This window comes from Agrobacterium sp. B1(2019), assembly GCF_008274755.1.
Classification (GTDB): Bacteria; Pseudomonadota; Alphaproteobacteria; order Rhizobiales; family Rhizobiaceae; genus Agrobacterium; species Agrobacterium salinitolerans.
The window spans coordinates 610213-628948 of the sequence record NZ_VTPB01000002.1 but is presented as its reverse complement, the minus strand read 5'-3'; the positions used below and the strand labels follow the sequence as shown (position 1 = coordinate 628948).

The 18736-nt window shown below is 60.8% G+C and carries 16 protein-coding genes; 13 read left to right on the top strand and 3 right to left on the bottom strand.

Translation table 11 applies throughout. The features are described from left to right. Positions 1-8 precede the first annotated feature (8 nt). Positions 9-929: an SMP-30/gluconolactonase/LRE family protein gene (locus AGR1_RS17625; RefSeq protein ID WP_149147716.1), complete on the bottom strand. Its 921-nt coding sequence runs from the start codon at positions 927-929 to the stop codon at positions 9-11. Between the two features lie 33 nt (positions 930-962). After that, a complete protein-coding gene (locus tag AGR1_RS17620) occupies positions 963-1670 on the bottom strand; it encodes a GntR family transcriptional regulator (RefSeq protein ID WP_080795655.1) in 708 nt (235 codons plus the stop codon). A gap of 103 nt (positions 1671-1773) precedes the next feature. Here AGR1_RS17620 and AGR1_RS17615 point away from each other — a divergent pair, with 103 nt between their 5' ends. From AGR1_RS17615 to AGR1_RS17570, 10 genes are read left to right on the top strand one after another with little or no spacing between them, the layout of a single operon-like run. Next, positions 1774-2826, top strand: a complete 1053-nt coding sequence (locus AGR1_RS17615; RefSeq protein ID WP_149147715.1) for a Gfo/Idh/MocA family oxidoreductase — start codon at positions 1774-1776, stop codon at positions 2824-2826. Next, a complete protein-coding gene (locus AGR1_RS17610; protein WP_149147714.1) occupies positions 2819-3835 on the top strand; it encodes a Gfo/Idh/MocA family oxidoreductase in 1017 nt (338 codons plus the stop codon). The genes AGR1_RS17615 and AGR1_RS17610 overlap by 8 nt, the downstream gene beginning before the upstream one ends. Then, entirely contained in the window at positions 3832-4905 is a 1074-nt protein-coding gene (locus AGR1_RS17605; protein ID WP_149147713.1) for a Gfo/Idh/MocA family oxidoreductase, read from the top strand. The genes AGR1_RS17610 and AGR1_RS17605 overlap by 4 nt, the downstream gene beginning before the upstream one ends. A gap of 21 nt (positions 4906-4926) precedes the next feature. Further along, a complete protein-coding gene (locus AGR1_RS17600) occupies positions 4927-6198 on the top strand; it encodes an ABC transporter substrate-binding protein (RefSeq protein ID WP_149147712.1) in 1272 nt (423 codons plus the stop codon). A gap of 58 nt (positions 6199-6256) precedes the next feature. Then, complete coding sequence (locus AGR1_RS17595; RefSeq protein WP_077985065.1) at positions 6257-7225, top strand: sugar ABC transporter permease; 969 nt, start codon at positions 6257-6259, stop codon at positions 7223-7225. Next, positions 7218-8261: a carbohydrate ABC transporter permease gene (locus AGR1_RS17590; RefSeq protein ID WP_121459753.1), complete on the top strand. Its 1044-nt coding sequence runs from the start codon at positions 7218-7220 to the stop codon at positions 8259-8261. Before AGR1_RS17595 ends, AGR1_RS17590 begins: the two co-directional genes overlap by 8 nt. 22 nt (positions 8262-8283) lie before the next feature. After that, positions 8284-9363 carry a sn-glycerol-3-phosphate ABC transporter ATP-binding protein UgpC gene (gene ugpC, locus AGR1_RS17585; protein ID WP_149147711.1) on the top strand — a complete coding sequence of 360 codons (1080 nt, stop codon included), beginning with the start codon at positions 8284-8286 and terminating at the stop codon, positions 9361-9363. 37 nt (positions 9364-9400) lie between these two features. Continuing rightward, entirely contained in the window at positions 9401-11125 is a 1725-nt protein-coding gene (gene araD, locus AGR1_RS17580; RefSeq protein ID WP_080795679.1) for an L-arabinonate dehydratase, read from the top strand. An 11-nt stretch (positions 11126-11136) separates the two neighbouring features. Further along, positions 11137-11934: an NAD(P)-dependent oxidoreductase gene (locus AGR1_RS17575; RefSeq protein ID WP_149147710.1), complete on the top strand. Its 798-nt coding sequence runs from the start codon at positions 11137-11139 to the stop codon at positions 11932-11934. Positions 11935-11967: 33 nt separating this feature from the next. Continuing rightward, positions 11968-12678, top strand: a complete 711-nt coding sequence (locus AGR1_RS17570; protein ID WP_078052504.1) for a ribonuclease activity regulator RraA — start codon at positions 11968-11970, stop codon at positions 12676-12678. 3 nt (positions 12679-12681) lie between these two features. Here AGR1_RS17570 and AGR1_RS17565 read toward each other — a convergent pair whose 3' ends face one another. After that, the gene (locus tag AGR1_RS17565) at positions 12682-15033 is read right to left on the bottom strand and encodes a helix-turn-helix transcriptional regulator (protein WP_187772222.1); all 2352 of its coding nucleotides are present in this window, start codon (positions 15031-15033) and stop codon (positions 12682-12684) included. A gap of 136 nt (positions 15034-15169) precedes the next feature. Here AGR1_RS17565 and AGR1_RS17560 point away from each other — a divergent pair, with 136 nt between their 5' ends. The 3 genes from AGR1_RS17560 to AGR1_RS17550 are packed head-to-tail and all read left to right on the top strand — an operon-like array spanning position 15170 to position 18730. After that, a complete protein-coding gene (locus tag AGR1_RS17560; RefSeq protein ID WP_149147709.1) occupies positions 15170-16198 on the top strand; it encodes an ABC transporter permease in 1029 nt (342 codons plus the stop codon). Then, on the top strand, positions 16198-17079 hold the full coding sequence (locus AGR1_RS17555) for an ABC transporter permease (RefSeq protein ID WP_020813268.1): 882 nt from the start codon (positions 16198-16200) through the stop codon (positions 17077-17079). The genes AGR1_RS17560 and AGR1_RS17555 overlap by 1 nt, the downstream gene beginning before the upstream one ends. Before the next feature lie 4 nt (positions 17080-17083). Further along, complete coding sequence (locus AGR1_RS17550) at positions 17084-18730, top strand: ABC transporter ATP-binding protein (RefSeq protein ID WP_149147708.1); 1647 nt, start codon at positions 17084-17086, stop codon at positions 18728-18730. Positions 18731-18736 lie beyond the last annotated feature (6 nt).

Sequence of the window (18736 nt, the reverse complement as noted above, 5' to 3'; positions counted from 1 at the left end):
TCCGGGCGTTACCCACCTTCGCCAAAGCGGAAGCCGGCAAACCCTTTTGTCTGAGTCGGGATCGCCCAGACCCCACCTGAAAATGGCGCTTTGCGCAGTCGGTCCTCGGACATGTTGTGGCGGTGGGATGTCAGGAAAAGAGTACTGAAATCCGTGCCCCCGAAGCAGAACATCGTGGGGTGGGGCACTGGGGCTGCTATCACGTCCGCCAACGCGCCGTCGGGCGTGAAAACGTTGAGCAGGCCGGCCGACACGCCTGCGCTGTAATAGTTGCCGCTGCTATCGAGGCAGCCGCCATCGGGCCTTCCAGTCTCTTCCGTCATCTGGGCCACCAGCACGCCCTCATCGAAGCTGCCGTTCCGGCTGTCGAAATTTCGCCGACGTATCCATTTCTGGACGGAATCGCTCTGCCACATGATCGATCCGTCCTCAGAGAAAGCGAGCCCATTCGGGCATGTCAGCCCCGTCTGAATACGCTCGGCGTTCTTTTCGGTGATCCGCCAGAGTTCGCCATATGGCTGCATGTCCGGGAGCGGCACGTTGTGCATGGTTCCCACCCAGAAAGCGCCGTCGGGGCCGATCCGCCCGTCGTTCAGCCGGCAGGGGATGCCTTTGGGCGCTGGAACTGAATGCAGGAGGCGCGTCTCGCCGCTGTCAGGATTGAGAATGATAACATCCATGCCGCAGGCGATGACGAGATCGCCGTTCTGACAAAGTCCAAGGCTCGATACCGTGTGGGGGAACGACCATTCGCGATAACGGCCCGGCTCGAGCGCTGCGGACCGCACCGTCCCGCCGAGAATATCGCACCAGAAAAGCACCTGTCGCCGCTCGTCCCAAACAGGAGATTCCGCAAGTGTACTCATCCTGTCGCAAAGAAGTTCCGCCTGCGACATGGCAAGCGTGTGTCCGGGGTTTGCCGTATTCATGATGCTCGAACCGTTGAAAAAAAAGCCGCGGAATTATTCGAAGTAGTCCTGATGGTTCTCGAAAACTTGTGAGAGAATTCCTAGAACGCGTCTTAGATGCTTTTGCAGACAATCCGTCGCGCGGGCGTCGTCGCCCGCCCTGATTGCGTCGTATACCGCCTCATGTTCGGAAAGCAGCCGCGCCATATGCGCCTCGTCGGTGATGGCCAGGGCGCGCAAACGATCCAGCCCCGCCTTCTCGCGGATCAATAGAGATTCCAGCCTTTCCAGGCCCGTTGCGGCGGCAAGCGCGCTGTGAAACTGGTCGTCATGGATGCGGAAAGCTTTTCTGTCGCCGTTGCGCATCGCCGCCCGCTGGCCATTCAGCGCATGCGCGATCTCCTGCTCGGCCTCCGGCGTCAGGCCAATCTGGCAAAGCCTGCGCACCGCCGCCACTTCAAGCGCCTCGCGGATGAATTGTGCGCTACGGATGTTCTTTTCCGACAGTCGCGAAACATAGGTTCCACGGCTTGGCAGAGTGACGATCAGGCCGTCGTCGCGCAGGCGGCTCAGCGCCTCGCGTACCGGCGTTCGGCTCGAATTGAACGACTGTCCGATCTCGTTTTCAGAGACGGCCTGCCCGGGAAAAAGCTCCCGCGAGAGGATGGCTGATTTCAGCGCGGAGTAAATCTGGTCCACGACCGGACGGTTGAGGTCCAGCCGCTCCATCGTCGGCACGCCTGTTACAGGAATTTTCGGCATGTACCCTCCACTGTTTTCATAACCGGTATACCGGAACACAAGCCTGTTGACAACCGGCATACCGGTATGCAAATGATTGCGCATTGGGAAGGAGGCTCCCGAAATGCAAAATATCAAGACCTGTGTCATCGTTGGCGCCGGAATGGTGGCGAAGACGCATGTGCTTGCCTGCGCGGCAAGCCCGGAAAAAATTCGCCTGAAGGGCATCGTCGATGGTGGTTCCGGCCGCGCCAAGGCGCTGGCCGCCGAGGCATCGAAACATACCGGATATGCGGTGGCGGTTTATTCCTCCGTCGACGACGCGGCGCGCGATGCGGATGTCGATTTCGCCATTATCGCAACGCCGCCCAATGCCCGCATCGATATTGTCGGAAAACTGGCGCAGGCTGGCAAACATATCCTGATGGAGAAGCCGGTCGCTCGCAATACGCGGGAAGCCGAGGGTCTCGTCGCCCTGTGTCGTGACGCGGGTGTCGTGCTCGGCATCATCTTCCAGCACCGCATGCGGGCCGCATCGCAAAAAGCGCGCGAGCTTGTGGATGGCGGAACGCTCGGGATGCTCGGCCTCTGCGAAATCTCGGTGCCCTGGTGGCGCGCGCAATCCTATTACGACGAACCGGGTCGCGGCACGCTGGCGCGCGATGGCGGCGGCGTACTGATCTCCCAGGCAATCCATACGATTGATCTGGCCTTAAGCGTGACGGGGCCGGTCGCCCGTGTTCAGGCGATGGCTGCAACGACGCGTTTCCACCGCATGGAAACCGAAGATTACGTGTCTGCGGGCCTTCGTTTCAGGAATGGCGCTGTCGGCTCGCTGGTGGCAAGCACCGCAAGCTTCCCCGGGGCCGCGGAACCGATCCTCCTGCATTTCGACAATGCCAGCCTGCGGCTCGCCTCCGGCCTGCTGCATGTCGACTGGCGCGATGGCCGGCAGGAGACTTTTGGCGGCGCGGCCGCCGGTACGGGCGGCGGCGCCGACCCGATGGCTTTCACGCATGAATGGCATCAGGGTGTCTTCGATGATTTCGCGGACGCCATCTCTTCAGGACGCCCGCCGGTCGTCACCGGCGAAGCGGCTCTTTTGTCTCACAGATTGATCGACGCGATCATCAACTCGGCCGATACCGGCAAGGAAGTGGAACTGCAGGATGAGTAAAGCAATCAAGTTCGTCGCTCTTGGTATTGAGCATCGGCATATTTTCGGCATGGCTCAGAACCTGCTGGATGCCGGCGCTGAATTTGCCGGCTGGTGGACAGAAGGCGAGCCCGATGTCGTGGAAGGCTTCGTCAAGCGCTTCCCGAATGTGCCGCGCGCCGCTTCGAAAGAGGCGCTGCTGGCTGACGGCACCGTCGATCTCGTCGTGATCGCCGACATTCCCTCCAAGCGCGCCGATCTCGCTATCGCCGCCATGGAAGCCGGCAAGGATGTCATGTCCGACAAGCCCGGTTGCACTACCTTCGAACAGCTCGACCGCCTTCGTCAGACCGTGGCAAAGACCAAGCGCATCTGGACCGTCGATTTCTCGGAGCGCTTTGAAGTGCCGAGCGTGACCAAGGCGGCTGAACTCGTTGCCCAGGGCGCGATCGGCCGCGTCATCCAGACCGTCGGCCTCGGCCCGCATCGTCTGAACCGCCAGATCCGTCCGACATGGTTCTTCGAGCGTGAAGCCTATGGTGGTATCCTCACCGATATTGCCAGCCACCAGATCGATCAGTTCATGTTCTTCACGGGTTCGACCGAGGTTGAGATCGTATCCGCCACCGTCGCCAATTACGCCAACCCTCACGATCCGGGTCTTCAGGATTTCGGCGAAGTTGTGCTGCGCGGCGACAAGGGCCACGGTTATATTCGCGTCGACTGGTACACGCCGGACGCGCTGCCGACCTGGGGTGACGGCCGTCTGACCATCCTTGGCACCGAAGGTTATATCGAACTGCGTAAATATGTTGACGTCGGCAATACCGAAGGCACGGACCGCCTCGTTCTCGTCAACGGCGACCGCTGCGAGTATATTGATGCTTCCGGTGCTGGTTTGCCCTATTTCGCCCGCATCTGCGACGATATCCGCAACCGCACGGAAACGGCGATGACGCAGGAGCACGTCTTTAAGGTCTGCGACCTTTCGCTTCAGGCACAGGCCAAGGCTGAGGGAGCCTCGAAATGATCGGTGTTGCCATTATCGGCGCCGGCATCGGCGCCCAGCATCTGAGCGGTTATCGGGCGCTGCCCAAGCGCTTCGTCGTCAAGGCGATCTGCGATCTCGATCTGGAGCGCGCTCGCTCTGTCGCCGGCGATGACACCTCCATTCGTCTGACCACCGATCTTGATGAGGTTCTGGCCGATGAGAGCATTCAGCTCATCGACGTCTGCCTGCCGCCACACCTGCATTTCCCCGTGACGCTGAAGGCGCATGCGGCGGGCAAGGATGTGGTCTGCGAAAAGCCGCTGGTTCGCTCTCTGGAAGAGGCCAATGCGCTGATCGAGTCCGTCAAGAAGACCGGCCGCGGTGTATTTCCGGTCTTCCAGTACCGTTTTGGACAGGCAATGCGCCAGATGCGCGCGCTGATTGATGCCGGTCTTGCGGGCAAGGCCTTTGTCGCAAGCTCGGAAGTTCACTGGAACCGTGGCGCCAGCTATTACGACATCCCGTGGCGCGGCACCTGGAAGGGTGAGTGCGGCGGCGCGATCCTCGGTCACGCCATCCATGCCCATGATCTTCTCTGCCACGTCCTCGGCCCGGTCGAGGAAGTTTTCGCCATGGCCGATACGCGCGTCAACACGATCGAAACCGAAGATTGCGCAGCACTCAGTTTCCGCATGAAAAGCGGTGCGCTGGCAACCAGCTCGGTGACGCTCGGTGCAGCAGAAGATACGTCCCGTCTGCGTTTCTGCTTCGAAGGCTTCACCGCCGAGAGCGGCACGCTTCCCTATCGCCCGGCCGAAGACACATGGCGTTTCATCGCCCGTGCACCGACCACGCAGGATCAGATCGACGCCGTCCTGGCGACGGTCGCCGACGGCGAAAACGGCTTTGCCGGTTTTGTCGAAGCCATTGCCGACGCGATGGAAGGACGCGGCGGCAAGGAAGTGACGGTCAATGACGGCCTGCAGTCCATAGAACTCGTTACCGCCATCTATCGCTCGGTACGGGAAAGAAAGCCGGTCCGCCTGTCCGACGCCGCAGAAGGCGAATGGATCAAAGGCTGGGCTCCGCGCGCATCCGCCAACGCATAATCATCTAAGGGAGGAAAAGAGATGATCGGTAAATACAGCATGGCATTGGCGCTCGCCATTGGCGCGGCGTCCTTTGCAGGCGCCGCCCAGGCGGCCGAGGAAGTCCGCTTCACCTGCGCTTATGACGGCAATGGCTGCGAAATCCTGAAGGACATTCTCGCCCGTTACGAAAAGCAGCATCCGGACGTGAAGATCGTTACTGACATTGTGCCCTACAAGGCGTTGCTGGAAGGCCTGCCCGTACAGCTCGCCGGCGGCAGCGGGCCGGATTTCGCAACCGTGACCGACCTCGGCGGCCTCAACCGCTATTATCTCGATCTCACGCCCTATGTGGACGCGAAATATTGGGAAGACAATTTCTCCAATGTGCTGAAATGGTACCGCAGCGGCCCCGACGACAAGGGCATCTACGGCATGCATACCCAGCTCACCATCACCGGCGCTTTCATCAACCGTACCCTGTTCGATCAGGCCAATGTCGCCGTACCCGGCAAGGATGCAACGCTGGACGACTGGGCGAAGGCTGCCAATGCCGTCGCCAAGGCAACGGGCACACCTTACCCGATGGCGATTGACCGTTCCGGCCATCGCATCGCCGGCCCGGCCATTTCTTACGGCGCGAAGATTTTCGATGCTGACGGCAAGCCGATCCTCGTCGACGAAGGCTTTACGACTTTCGTGAAGAAGTTCGTGGAGTGGAACAAGGACGGCACCATGGCGCGTGACGTCTGGGCCGGGCAGGGCGGCAATACCTATCGTGACGCCGCGCAGGAATTCATCAACGGCCAGCTGGTCTATTATTATTCCGGCAGCTGGCAGACCGCGCGCTTCGACAGCCAGGTCGGCGACGCCTTCGACTGGGAAGTCGTGCCGCAGCCCTGCGGTGGTGCCGCCTGCACGGGCATGCCGGGCGGTACCGGCATCGTCGGCTTCAAGCAGACCAAAAACCCGAAGATCGTTGCCGATATCCTGAACTTCCTTGCTCAGGACGAGAATTATCTCGACTTCACCGTTCGCACCCGCAACGTTCCGGCCCACAAGGCCGTGGCCGACAAGGGCGTGACTTATACCGGTGCAACGCCTGCGACGCAGAAGGCCATGAACGCCTGGCTCGACCAGATTCCGAGCCTCAGCCCGATTGCCTATGCCTATCAGGGCTACAAGAACAATCGTGCCATGTTCAACATCTCAGTCCAGCGCATCACGCAGGCCATCGTCGGTGAAAGCACCGTTGATGAGGCCATGGCCCGTGCGAAGACGGACCTTGAGGAAGCGTTGAAACAGGCGAAGTGATCCATCGCCTTCCGGCGCGGCGCATGCCGCGCCGCGCCGGATCGAAGGAGGACCCCTCATGTATAAATTTCTTGCGCCCGTCATGGGCATCGTCGAACTGCCCTTTGCCTTCCTGCAGAAGGTTCTTGGCCACCGGCGGATTGCGTGGGTGTTTCTGACACCCAACCTGATCCTGTTTGCGGTCTTCGCCTTCCTGCCGATCCTGCTGAACATGGCCTATTCCGTGACCGGCAGCGAACACATATTGCTTTCCGAGCGCCCTTCTGTGGGCGGCGAAAACTTTTCGGTCCTTCTTTCCTGTCAGAATTATCTTGATCCCAATTCCTGTGCGCGCGACCTGTTCTGGCGCTCCGTCTGGAACACGCTGTTCTTCGTCGTGCTGCAGGTGGGTTTCATGGTCGGCTTTTCGCTGATCACGGCCATCGTGCTTAATCGCGATATCCGCGCCCGTGGCTTTTTTCGCGCGGTCTTCTTCTTCCCGGTTCTGCTGTCACCCGTCGTGGTCGCGCTGATCTGGAAGTGGATTCTCCAGCGTTTCGGCGTTCTCAATGCGGCGATGGAGGGGCTCGGCCTCGGTTCGGTGGACTGGCTGCTCGAGGCCAATCTCGCCTTCGGCTGGTCCGTCTTCCTCTCGGTCTGGGCGCATATGGGCTTTTATACGCTCATTCTCCTCGCCGGCCTTCAGGCGATCCCGCGCGATGTCTACGAGGCGGCGCAGCTGGACAAGGCAAGCCCGTGGCGCATCTTCCGGCGTATTACCCTGCCGCTGCTTGCGCCCACCATGCTGGTCGTTCTCGTCCTGTCGGTCATCAAGGGCGTACAGACTTTCGATGAAGTCTTTGCCTTTACCGGCGGTGGTCCGGGTTCGGCGACGACCTTCATCATTCAATTCATCTATCAGACCGGCTTTGCCGGGACGCCCCGGAATTTCGGACTTGCGGCCGCCGCTTCGCTGCTGCTCGCCGTGGTGCTCGTGGTGCTGACCGCCCTGCAATTCCGGGCAAACAGGAGCAAGGTCGATGGCTAGGATTGGCGCATTTCTGACCCGTACCCGCGGCCGCAACGGCAAGCTGCACTGGACCGACTGGCTGTCCTATGCCTATCTCGGCGTGGCCGTGCTGATGATGTTCGGCCCCGTCGTCTGGCTGGTGCTCTCCTCGTTCAAGACGGAGGCCGACCTTCAACGCTTCCCGCCGCGCCTTCTGCCCTATAGCCAGGAAACCGTGGCGGTTGATGGGCAGGCTGCGCCGCTGCCGGCCTATGTCGATAAGGATGGCCGTAAGCTCGGCATGATCCGCCGCATCGGCCTCGTGGCCCAGGTGGTTGACCCGGCCAAGCCGACCGAAGTCGTGAAGATGCCGTTCAACGAGCTGAAACCGGCTGAAAAGGTGGCGCTGGCGACGGAAAACTACACCGAGTTGTTCCAGCGCTTCAATTTCCCGCTCTATTTCTGGAACTCGACCTTCATCACTGTGACGTCAACCCTCATAATGCTGATCGTCAATTCCATGGCTGCCTTTGCGCTGTCGAAATACCAGTTCAAGGGCAGGGGCGTGGTGCTGGCGCTGGTTGTCGGCACGCTGATGATCCCGCAGACCGTCGTGCTCGTGCCGCTGTTTCTCATCACCAGCCAGCTGGGCATGATCAACAGTCTCTGGGGCGTCATTATTCCCGGTGCCGCGACACCCACGGGCGTCTTCCTGCTGCGGCAATATATGCTGACGATCCCGGATGAGATCCTCGATGCGGCGCGCATGGACAAGGCCAGCGAGTGGAAAATCTACTGGCGCATCATCCTGCCGCTTTCGGCCCCGGCGCTCGCGGTGTTGGCGATCCTTGCGATCATGTGGCGCTGGAACGACTTCCTCTGGCCGCTGATCGTGCTGACCCGCAACGACAACTTCACCCTGCAGCTGGCGCTCAACTCCTTCCAGGGGGAAATGACGACGGAATGGAGCAACCTTCTGGCCATGACGGTGCTGACACTCGCCCCGATCGCGCTGGTCTTCATGTTCCTGCAAAAATATATCGCCACCGGCATTGCGTCCACGGGCGGCAAATAATCCTCAGGGAGGAAATACGACAATGGCAAGTATCCAGCTTCGTCAGGTCAAAAAGTCATATGGCGCCCTCGATGTCATCAAGGGTATCGATCTCGATATCAAACATGGCGAGTTCTGCGTCTTCGTCGGCCCATCCGGCTGTGGCAAGTCGACGCTGCTGCGCATGATCTCGGGCCTCGAGGAGTTGACCGGCGGCGATATCGTCATCGGCGGCGACGTGGTCAACACGGTGCCGGCGGCGGACCGTGGCCTCGCCATGGTGTTCCAGTCATACGCGCTTTATCCGCATATGACTGTGCGCGAAAACCTGTCTTTCGGCCTTGAGAACATCGGCACCCCCAAGAAGGAAGTCGCCGAAAAGATCGGTCAGGTGGCAAAGATGCTGCAGATCGACCAGCTTCTGGAGCGTCGTCCCAAGGACCTGTCGGGTGGCCAGCGCCAGCGCGTCGCCATCGGCCGCGCCGTTGTGCGTGAACCCCGCGTGTTCCTCTTCGATGAGCCGCTTTCCAACCTTGACGCAGAGCTGCGCGTCGATATGCGCGGCGAAATTTCCAGCCTGCACCGGCGTCTCGGCAACACCATGATTTATGTGACGCATGATCAGGTGGAGGCCATGACCATGGCCGACAAGATCGCCGTTCTGCGCGCCGGCAAGCTTGAACAGTTCGGCGTGCCGCTCGATCTTTACAACCGCCCAGCCAATATTTTCGTCGCAGGCTTCATCGGCTCGCCGAAGATGAATTTCTTTGCTGGCGAAGTGACTTCGGACGCAACGCCTGCTCTCAAAATCGCGACGGGCGAGACTCTCCCGCTGCCGCAGACCGGCTTTGCCTATAAGCCGGGCCAGAAGGTGACGCTCGGCATACGCCCGAACCATGTGGAGCCGGGTGAAGGCGGCGCGTTGACAATGTCAGTGCGCACCGCAGAACAGCTGGGCGGCGAGTCCTATCTCTATGGTAATCTCGGTGACGGCACCCCGGTGACGCTGCATCTTTCCGGCCAGACCTCGACATCGGCGGGCGAAGTCATCCGCCTCTCCGCACCGCTTCAACACGTCCACCTTTTCGATACGACGAGCGGGCTGACGCTCCGGCAGGACTGACAGCCTTAAGCGCAACCCGCAACGCAGGACCATTGACATGACCGATAAAAAACTCCGTTCCGACCGCTGGTTCGCGCCCGACGACCTGCGTAGCTTCGGCCACCGCTCGCGCATGATGCAGCTTGGTTATGCGGAGGAGGATTTTGTCGGCAAACCTGTCATTGGTATCCTGAACACATGGTCGGAGCTGAATACCTGTCACTCCCATTTTCCCGAGCGCGTGCAGGATGTGAAACGCGGCGTGCTGCAGGCGGGCGGCTTCCCCGTCGAAATGCCGTCGCTTTCCGTGGATGAGAGCTTCACCAAGCCAACATCGATGCTTTACCGCAACATGCTGGCGATGGAGACGGAAGAAATGATCCGCTCGCATCCGCTCGATGGTGTAGTGCTGATGGGCGGTTGTGACAAGACGACGCCCGGCCTCGTCATGGGTGCGATCTCGGCCGGCGTGCCGATGATATATCTGCCGGCCGGCCCGATGCTGAGCGGAAATTATGCAGGTAAGGTTCTGGGCTCTGGTTCGGACGCCTGGAAATATTGGGATGAGCGCCGCGCAGGCAATGTCACGGACGAGGAATGGCGTGGCGTGCAGGGCGGCATTGCCCGTTCTGCCGGTGTCTGTATGACGATGGGTACGGCCTCGACCATGACGGCCATTGCCGACGCGCTCGGCATCACCCTGCCGGGTGCCTCCTCCATTCCGGCAGTCGATTCCGAACATCAGCGCATGTCCGCAGCCTGTGGCCGCCGCATTGTCGAGATGGTTTCGGAAGACCTGACACCGAACCGCATCCTGACGGCGGCAGCGTTCCGCAATGCTGCCATCGTCGCCATGGCGACGGGTTGTTCTACCAATGCCGTTGTGCACCTCATCGCCATGGCGCGCCGCGCCGGTGTGCCGATGACGCTGGACGAGCTGGACGAGCTTGGCCGCGTCACGCCGCTCATCGCCAATGTCCGTCCTTCCGGCAAAGACTATCTGATGCAGGACTTCTTTTACGCCGGTGGCCTGAGGGCGCTGATGAAGCAGCTGGAAAGCCGTCTCGACTGTTCCGTGCTGACCGTGACCGGCCGCAGCATGGGCGAAAACCTAGAGGGTGCGAAGGTCTACAACGACGACGTCATCCGCTCGCTCGATAATCCGGTTTATGCGGAAGGCTCGCTTGCGGTTCTGCGCGGCAATCTCTGCCCTGACGGCGCCGTCATCAAGCCCGCTGCCTGCGATCCCAAACTGCATGTACATCAGGGCCCAGCGCTGGTGTTTGACAGCTACCCCGAGATGAAGGCTGCTATCGACGATGAGAATCTTGATGTGACGCCGGACCATGTGCTGGTGCTGCGCAACGCCGGCCCCCTCGGCGGCCCCGGCTTTCCGGAATGGGGCATGTTGCCCATTCCAAAGGCGCTCATCAAAAAGGGCCACCGCGATATGCTGCGCATTTCCGATGCACGCATGTCCGGCACGTCCTATGGTGCCTGCGTGCTGCATGTCGCCCCGGAAAGCTTCGTTGGCGGTCCCTTGGCGCTTCTAAAAACCGGCGATATCGTGCGCCTCGACCTGCCCCAGCGTCGTCTCGATATGCTGGTCAGCGAAGAAGAGATCGCCCAGCGCCGGGCGGCATGGCAAGCGCCTGCGCCGCGTTACGAACGCGGTTATGGCTACCTTTTCTCCAAGCACGTCACCCAAGCTGATCAGGGTTGCGACTTCGACTTCCTGCAAACGGATTTCGGCCGCACCGCCGGCGAGCCCGATATTTTCTAAGAGGCACCATCATGTTGAAGCGATTGCTCATCACCGGTGCTGGCGGTAAGCTGGGCAGCATGCTACGCGGGCGGCTCGGCCATGTTGCCGAGACGATCCGTCTGTCCGACGTCGTCGATTTGGGTAGCCCAGCGCCGCACGAAGAACTCGTCCGCTGCGCGCTTGAGGACGAGCAGGCAGTCCATGACCTTGTCAAGGGTTGCGACGGCGTCGTTCATCTCGGCGGTGTTTCCGTCGAGCGCGCTTTTGACCCGATCGAGGCGGCTAATCTGCGTGGGGTCTACAATCTCTATGAGGCGGCACGGCTGAACGGCATGCCGCGCATTCTGTTCGCCTCGAGCAACCACACGATCGGTTATTATCCGCAGGGGCAGCAGCTTAGCCCAGAGACGCCTTTTCTACCTGATGGCTTCTATGGGGTTTCGAAGATTTTCGGCGAGGCGATGGCGAGCCTCTACCATTCCAAATTCGGCCAGGAGACTGCGATCGTCCGCATCGGCTCCTGCGAAGAAAAGCCCTCCAACTGGCGCATGTTGTCAACCTGGCTCAGCTACGGCGACTTTGTCTCCCTGATAGAGGCGACCTTCAGCGTGCCAAAACTCGGCTGCCCGGTCATCTGGGGCGTTTCGGCCAATGACGACAGCTGGTGGGATAATTCCCATGTCGATTTTCTCGGCTGGCAGCGGCGCGACAATGCCGCGCGCTACCGGGCTGAAATCGAGCGCGATGTGCCGCGCCCCGATCCGAAGGCCGCGATCGCGAAATATCAGGGCGGCATTTTTATCGATGAGCCCATTCACAAGACTTGAAACGCATTTATCCGCCATTGCGAGGAGACAGAGATGAACAATGAAACGCGCGAAAAACTGATGACCATTTCAGTCGCCACCCTGGCGACGGCGCTTTACAAGCGGGGTCTGCGCAACCAGGTTATTCAGGGCGTACGCCCGCTCGGTTACAAGGGCAAGAACATGGTGGGCCCAGCCTTCACCCTGCGCTACATGCCGGCCCGCGAGGATCGCAATCAGCTAGTGGAATTCCGCAATCCCGCCCATCCGCAGCGTGTCGCCATCGAAACCTGCCCGCCGGGCCATGTGCTTGTCATGGACAGCCGCAAGGATGCGACCGCCGCCTCGGCCGGCGATATTCTCGTCACGCGCCTGATGGTTCGCGGCGGTGCGGGCATCGTGTCCGATGGCGGTTTCCGGGATGCGGCGACCATCGCCGAGCTGGATATTCCGGCCTACCATACCCGCCCTTCCAGCCCCACCAACCTCACCAAACACGAGGCTATCGAGATCAACGGCCCGATCGGCTGCGGCGATGCGCCGGTATTTCCGGGTGACATCATCGTCGGCGACGCTGATTGCGTTATCGTCATCCCGGCGGGCATTGCCGACGAGGTGGCGACCGAGGCGGTGGAAATGACCGCTTACGAGGATTTCGTCGTGGAGCAGGTCAAGGCCGGCCAGACGATCATCGGGCTTTACCCCTGCACCAAGGAAGAGCACCAGACGGCATTTGCCGAATGGCGCAAGAAGAACAACCGCTGAACCTTACAGCCAGCCCAGTGCTTTCGCCGCGCGGATCGCCTCCGCGCGGCGTTTGCAATCCAGCTTGCGGAACAGGTTGCCGAGGTGAAATTTCACCGTCACTTCCGAGATATTGAGCGTCTGGGCGATCTTCTTGTTCGACATGCCGCTGGCCAGAAGTTGCAGCATCTGCGCTTCCCGCTGCGAAAGCCCGCCATGCAGCGCGCGCGCCTGCGGTGAGTTCATTGAGGCGGCGAAAATCGACAGTGCGCTGCGGACATCGGAGGAAGTCTCGATGAAACTGCGAATGCGGCGATTGTTCAGAAGCGGCGACAGGAAGATGCGTTCCTCCGACAGGACGCCGTTGCAGCCAAGGCGGGTCGCCGATTCAAGGGCGGTGAGGATATGGGCGCGGGCGGCGGCGTTGTCGCGACGCTGGTGCGCGGCATAGCTCTGCCAGATTCTCAGCGCGACCTTCTCGCGGTTGGTGACCTTCGGGTTGGCGATCATCGCGTCGATCTGGCGGGACAGATAGACGCGCGGCGTGAAAAGATGCACCGCATCACGCAGCCAGGCCATGACATAGGCGATTTCATCGCGCCGCGTCAGGCGGGAAAGATCCTCATGCGCGCTCTCCACCCAGTTGCGGCCCATGGGCATGCGGATTGCCGAAAGGGTTGCTGCCGCGTCCGCCCAGCGGTTGGCGTTCTGATAGGCGATGGCCGTCCTGATTTCCATCATCGCATGGAATTGCAGCCCTTCCGAAAGGTGGATCCACAAGCCATCGAGAAAGCCCGGGCGAACGGTCATCGGAAAATGATCGATCAACACCTGTGAAGCATAATGCAAGGCAAACTGCATCAGGCTCGGCCATATCTCGGCTGCGGCGAAGTGATCGAATTCATGTTCGACGAAATGCAGGAGGTCGCGGGGCTTTCCGGCCTCATAGGCAAGGCAGGCTTCCGCCAGCCGCAACATCCGGAACTCCTGCACGGCGTCATGCGGCACCTGTTCCAGCCGCGCGCGCGCCTCCTGCGCGGCCCGGCGCGCCAGAAGCACGTCGCCGCTCATCAGCCGCAGCACGATCTGATGCAGGTGGATGAAGAACTCCAGCAGGGGCTGCCCGCCCATTTTGCGCAGATAGATCAGAGCGCGGGCAGCGGCGGCCTCCGCCTCGCGGAAATTGCGGCGGCGGATTTCGAATTCCAGCAGCGCATTGTAATAGGCCGCCCATTTGCCGTGGTCGTCCATGGGATAATCGGCCATGAACTCGCCGAGCCGCGTTATCATCGCGTCATTGGGCGTCAGGTCCTCGGCAATCATCAGGTTCAGCCGGAAGGTGCGGGCGGCGAAGGAAAACCGTGAACCCCGGGCAAGCACTTTCAACGGATCGAGATAATCCGATCCGAGGCTCTTGCCGAGCAGATGGCGCACACGCTGCAACTCACCCTGTTTCAACAGCGCGCGGGTAACGGCGAAAAGCACGGTTTCATTCGTTGCGATCATATCCTGCGAAAAACGCATAATGATCTCGCGAAACCTGTCGACGCTGCTTCTGTAAATCAGTTCGCGGCCATGGGCGCGTTCCAGAATTTGTGCGGCATGGGTCTCATAACCGCGGTCGAGCAGCATCGCCATGGCCGCGAGCGAATGGCCACCCTTTTCAAAAGCCGATGCGACCTCCACCACGGCGCTCCCGGCCTGCAGGGTAGCGAGACGCTCCCGTGCGGCCACGCCCAGAAGCCTTATCAGGGTGGGATGATTTTCGGGATTTCCGGTGAGGAAGGGCGGCAGCAGTTCTGTCCATTCCGCCTCGGGGTCTGCGGAGGGGTTTTCGAGCCAGAGCGAAAGCTCAACCGTCTGGGTGGGCGAAAGATGCGGCAGGTAGTTTTCGCGCAGATAATCGGCACACAGCGGTTCGTTTGGAAGACGGACCAGCGACAGGAAAGCCGGCCAGCCGGCATAGTCGTGAAGGGCGAGACGCTTCTGCTCAGGTGGCAGGTCTTTTACCTCGTCCTGCCCAAGAAGCAGCTCATCCGGGCCGATGGTAAGCGAACCGTGATGCAGGATCTGCCGGGCCAGTCCACTGATCCGTTGATCCGGGCGGCAGGCGATGACCAAAAAGCGCACTGTTTCCAGAATGGCGGCGGGCATGCGCACCGCCCGCGCGAAAACCGGCACGTCCCATAGAAGGCAGTCATTTGCGGCATCATCGCTTCGCGGCTGGTGCGTGCGGCATATCTGCGTTCCCAACTCCTTTGCCAGCATTTCCAGCAGCACGCTTTTTCCCGCACCCGCCGGAGCGCGCAGGAAGACCACGCCGGCGGTTTCGCTGGTGATACGGCGGCAGAGGCGGGTGCGGGGCAGGAGCGTCATTGGCAACGGGATAGGGGACTTTATCTTAAAAACCTATACTCATGTTTCAAAAAACTATACCTTTTTTAGATTGTTCAAAAGGGTGGGTGATGAAAACTTGTGCTCAGGCAACCGATGCACAAGGAACGTTCCACCGATGCAGCAACATCCGTTGGTCGCGATTTTGAACAGGCTCGGCACCTTCGTGCTTGTCATGACGGCCCTGTCCATCATGATTTTCGCGCTCGCCCGCGTCGTGCCGGGAGATCCCGCGCGCATGGCGCTCGGCCCTGCGGCGACGCAAGAGCAGGTGGATGCGTTGCGCGGCGAGATGGGCCTCGACAAGCCGCTGGCCGTCCAATATCTCGACTATATCGGCAATGCCCTGCATGGCGATCTCGGTTTCTCTCTGGTGTCGCAGCGCCCGGTCACCACCGATCTGGCGCAAACCGTTCCGGCTACCGTGGAGCTGGTGCTGGTCTCGGTCATCTTCATGTTTGCCGTGGCTATCCCGCTCGGGGTCATTACGGCGCATTACCGCGACCGGCCGCTTGACCATATCGGCCGCATCCTGTCGCTCACCGGGGTCACGATCCCGAGCTTTCTTTTTGCCATCACGCTGCAATTGCTGGCCGCCCGGTTTCTCTCCGGCTGGCCGATCATCGGCAGGCTCGACCACGGGCTTGGCTGGCAGGGCGGGCCGACGGGCTTCATCCTGATCGACGGGACGCTGGCGGGACGGTTCGATGTCGTGCTCGATGCGCTGAAGCATCTCGCGCTGCCGGCCTTTGCGCTCTCCATGGCCGGCATCGGTCAGATCACCCGCATCACGCGCTCCTCGATGATCGAGAACCAGCGCAAGGACCATGTGCTGACCCTGCAAAGCTTCGGCGTGCCGGAGCGGGTCATCATCTTCCGTTATCTGCTGAAGCTTTCTTCCATCGCGCCCCTGACGATTATGGGTCTCGAATTTGCGTCGCTGATCGGCAATGCCTTCGTGATCGAGATGGTCTTCGCCTGGGGCGGTTTCGCTTCCTATGGGTTGAACGCCATCCTGCAGAAAGACCTCAACGCCGTGACCGCCGTGGTGCTGGTGGCCGGCCTGTTCTTCATCGTTGCGAACCTGATCGTGGATGTCCTGATCTCGATCATCGACCCGCGCCTGCGCCGCAAGGAGGCTCGCTGATGGCTGATATGAAAATGCTCGAACCCACTGATCGGGGCTTAAGCGCCGGATACATGATGTGGTATCGCTTCAGCCGCAATCCGGCGGCGGTCATCGGCTCGTTGATCCTTCTGTCGGTGCTGGTACTGGCGGTCTTTGCCCCCTGGCTTACGCCCTATCCGAAACATATCGGTGCGGTCGTCGATTTCCGCGCCCGCCATATGCCGCCGGATCTGGAGCACTGGTTCGGCACCGACAAGGCCGGGCGCGATATCTTTTCCCGTACCATCTTCGGGCTGCGGGTCTCGCTGCTTCTCGTCATCGGCGTGCTCGGCATTTCGGTGCCAGTCGGAACCGTGCTTGGCCTCATCGCCGGTTATTTCGGCGGCTGGACCGAAAAACTTATCAGCGGCCTGACGAATGTGATGCTGGCCATGCCGCCGCTCGTCATGGCGCTCGCGGTCTCCAACCTCCTGGAACCGACGCTGATGAACGCGATGATCGCGATCACGCTGTTATGGTGGACCTGGCATGCGCGGCTGATCTATTCGGTGTCGAAGTCTATCGCCTCGGAAGACTATATCGAAGCAGCACGTCTTGCCGGTGCAGGCCCGTTGCATATCCTCTTCCGCGAAATCCTGCCCAATTGCGTTTCCGTCATATCGGTCAAGACGACGCTCGATGCCGCCTTCGTCATCCTGTTCGGCGCGACGCTGAGCTTCCTGGGTTTCGGCGTCAAGCCGCCGACGCCTGACCTTGGATCGATGGTCGCCGACGGGCGCCAGTTCATGCCGGATTTCTGGTGGGAAGTGCTCTGCCCCGGTGCGGCCGTGCTTTACGTGACGCTGGGTTTCAATCTGCTGGGCGACGGCCTGCGCGACATGTTCGACGTGGAAAGCTAAGGCCATGACTGAATCGCTTCTCAAGGTCGAAAACCTCAACGTCACCTTCACCAATTACGGCCGCACCCGGCAGGTGCTGCGCAATGTCGCCTTCACGGTTGCCGCCGGCGAGCGCGTGGCCCTGATCGGCGAAACCGGATCGGGAAAATCCGTCACCGCCAAGGCGATCATCGGCACTTTGCCGAAGAATGCTGCGATCACGTCCGGTGCGATCGTCATCGATGGCGGGGACGTGCTCGCCATGCCGCGCAGGGACCGTGAGGCCCTGAAGGGCACGGCGTTTTCGCTGATCATGCAGGACCCGCTTTCTTCCTTCAATCCGGTCTTCAAGATCGGCACGCATCTCGATGATGTCATGCGTTTTGCCGACAAGCGCGACGGTATCAATTCGTCGAAGGCGGAGCGCCGCAACCGCATCGCAGCGGTACTGCGCCGGGTACAGCTTGCCGATACCGAACGGGTTATGAACGCCTATCCATCCGAACTTTCGGGCGGCATGCGCCAGCGCGTTCTGATCGGGCTTGCCCTGCTGCACCAGCCGAAGCTCCTGATCGCCGATGAGCCCGGCACGGCGCTCGACGTGACGACGCAGGATGAAATCCTCAATCTCATCAATCAGCTGGTTGCCGAAGAAAACATGGCGCTCTTGATGATTACCCACAATCTCGGCGTCGTGCGCAAGGTAGCGGACAGGGTCGTGGTCATGCATCACGGCGATATCGTTGAGACCGGCCCCTGCGCGCAAATCCTGCATGCCCCTGCCGAGGATTATACGCGCTCGCTTTTGGATGCGGTGCCGCCGCTTTATGGCCCGCGCGTCACCAATCTGGCGCAAAGCGCGCGCTTGCCCATCGTGACGATTGAAGGGCTGAACAAGATTTACGGCAGGCGCAACGGTTATCACGCCGTGCGGAATGTGAACCTGATCCTGAACGAGGGCGAGGTTTTTGGCCTGGCGGGTGAATCCGGTTCCGGCAAGACCTCGGTTGCGCGCATGATCATGGGCCTTTCGCGCCCGACCTCCGGCAATCTCGTGATCGACGCCCCCGCGCCTGGGCGCGGCAAGCGGCTGACGCAGATCGTATATCAAAATCCGGGCACCTCACTCAATCCGAAGCGCACGGTGAAACAGACGCTTGCCCTGCCGTTGAAATCCATCGGCATGGATGGGCCTGCGCGTGAAAACCGCATGCTGGAACTGATGGGGCTGGTGCGGCTGCCGCAATCCTATCTCGGCAAATATCCGCATGAGCTTTCCGGCGGCCAGAAGCAGCGTGTGGCTATTGCCCGCGCGCTGGCGGCCGAGCCGAAAATCCTCATCCTCGACGAGCCGACGGCCGCGCTCGATGTCTCCGTGCAGAAGACGGTGATCGACCTTCTTTTGCAGCTGCGCGAGGAGCTTGGCCTGACCTATCTGATGATCTCGCACGACCTGTCGCTGATGCGCAATTTCTGTTCGCGCATCGCCATCATGCTGCGGGGCGAGATTGTCGAAGAAGGCGTGACGTCGGCGGTCTTCGCCGAGCCGGCCCATCCCTATACCCGCGCCCTGATCGCGGCCATACCCGTCGTCACCGACGAGGAAGAACGTCTCAAACCCACCGTGACGGAGGAAGAGCGCATGCGCTTCCTCGTAAAAACGACCGATTGATGAAAG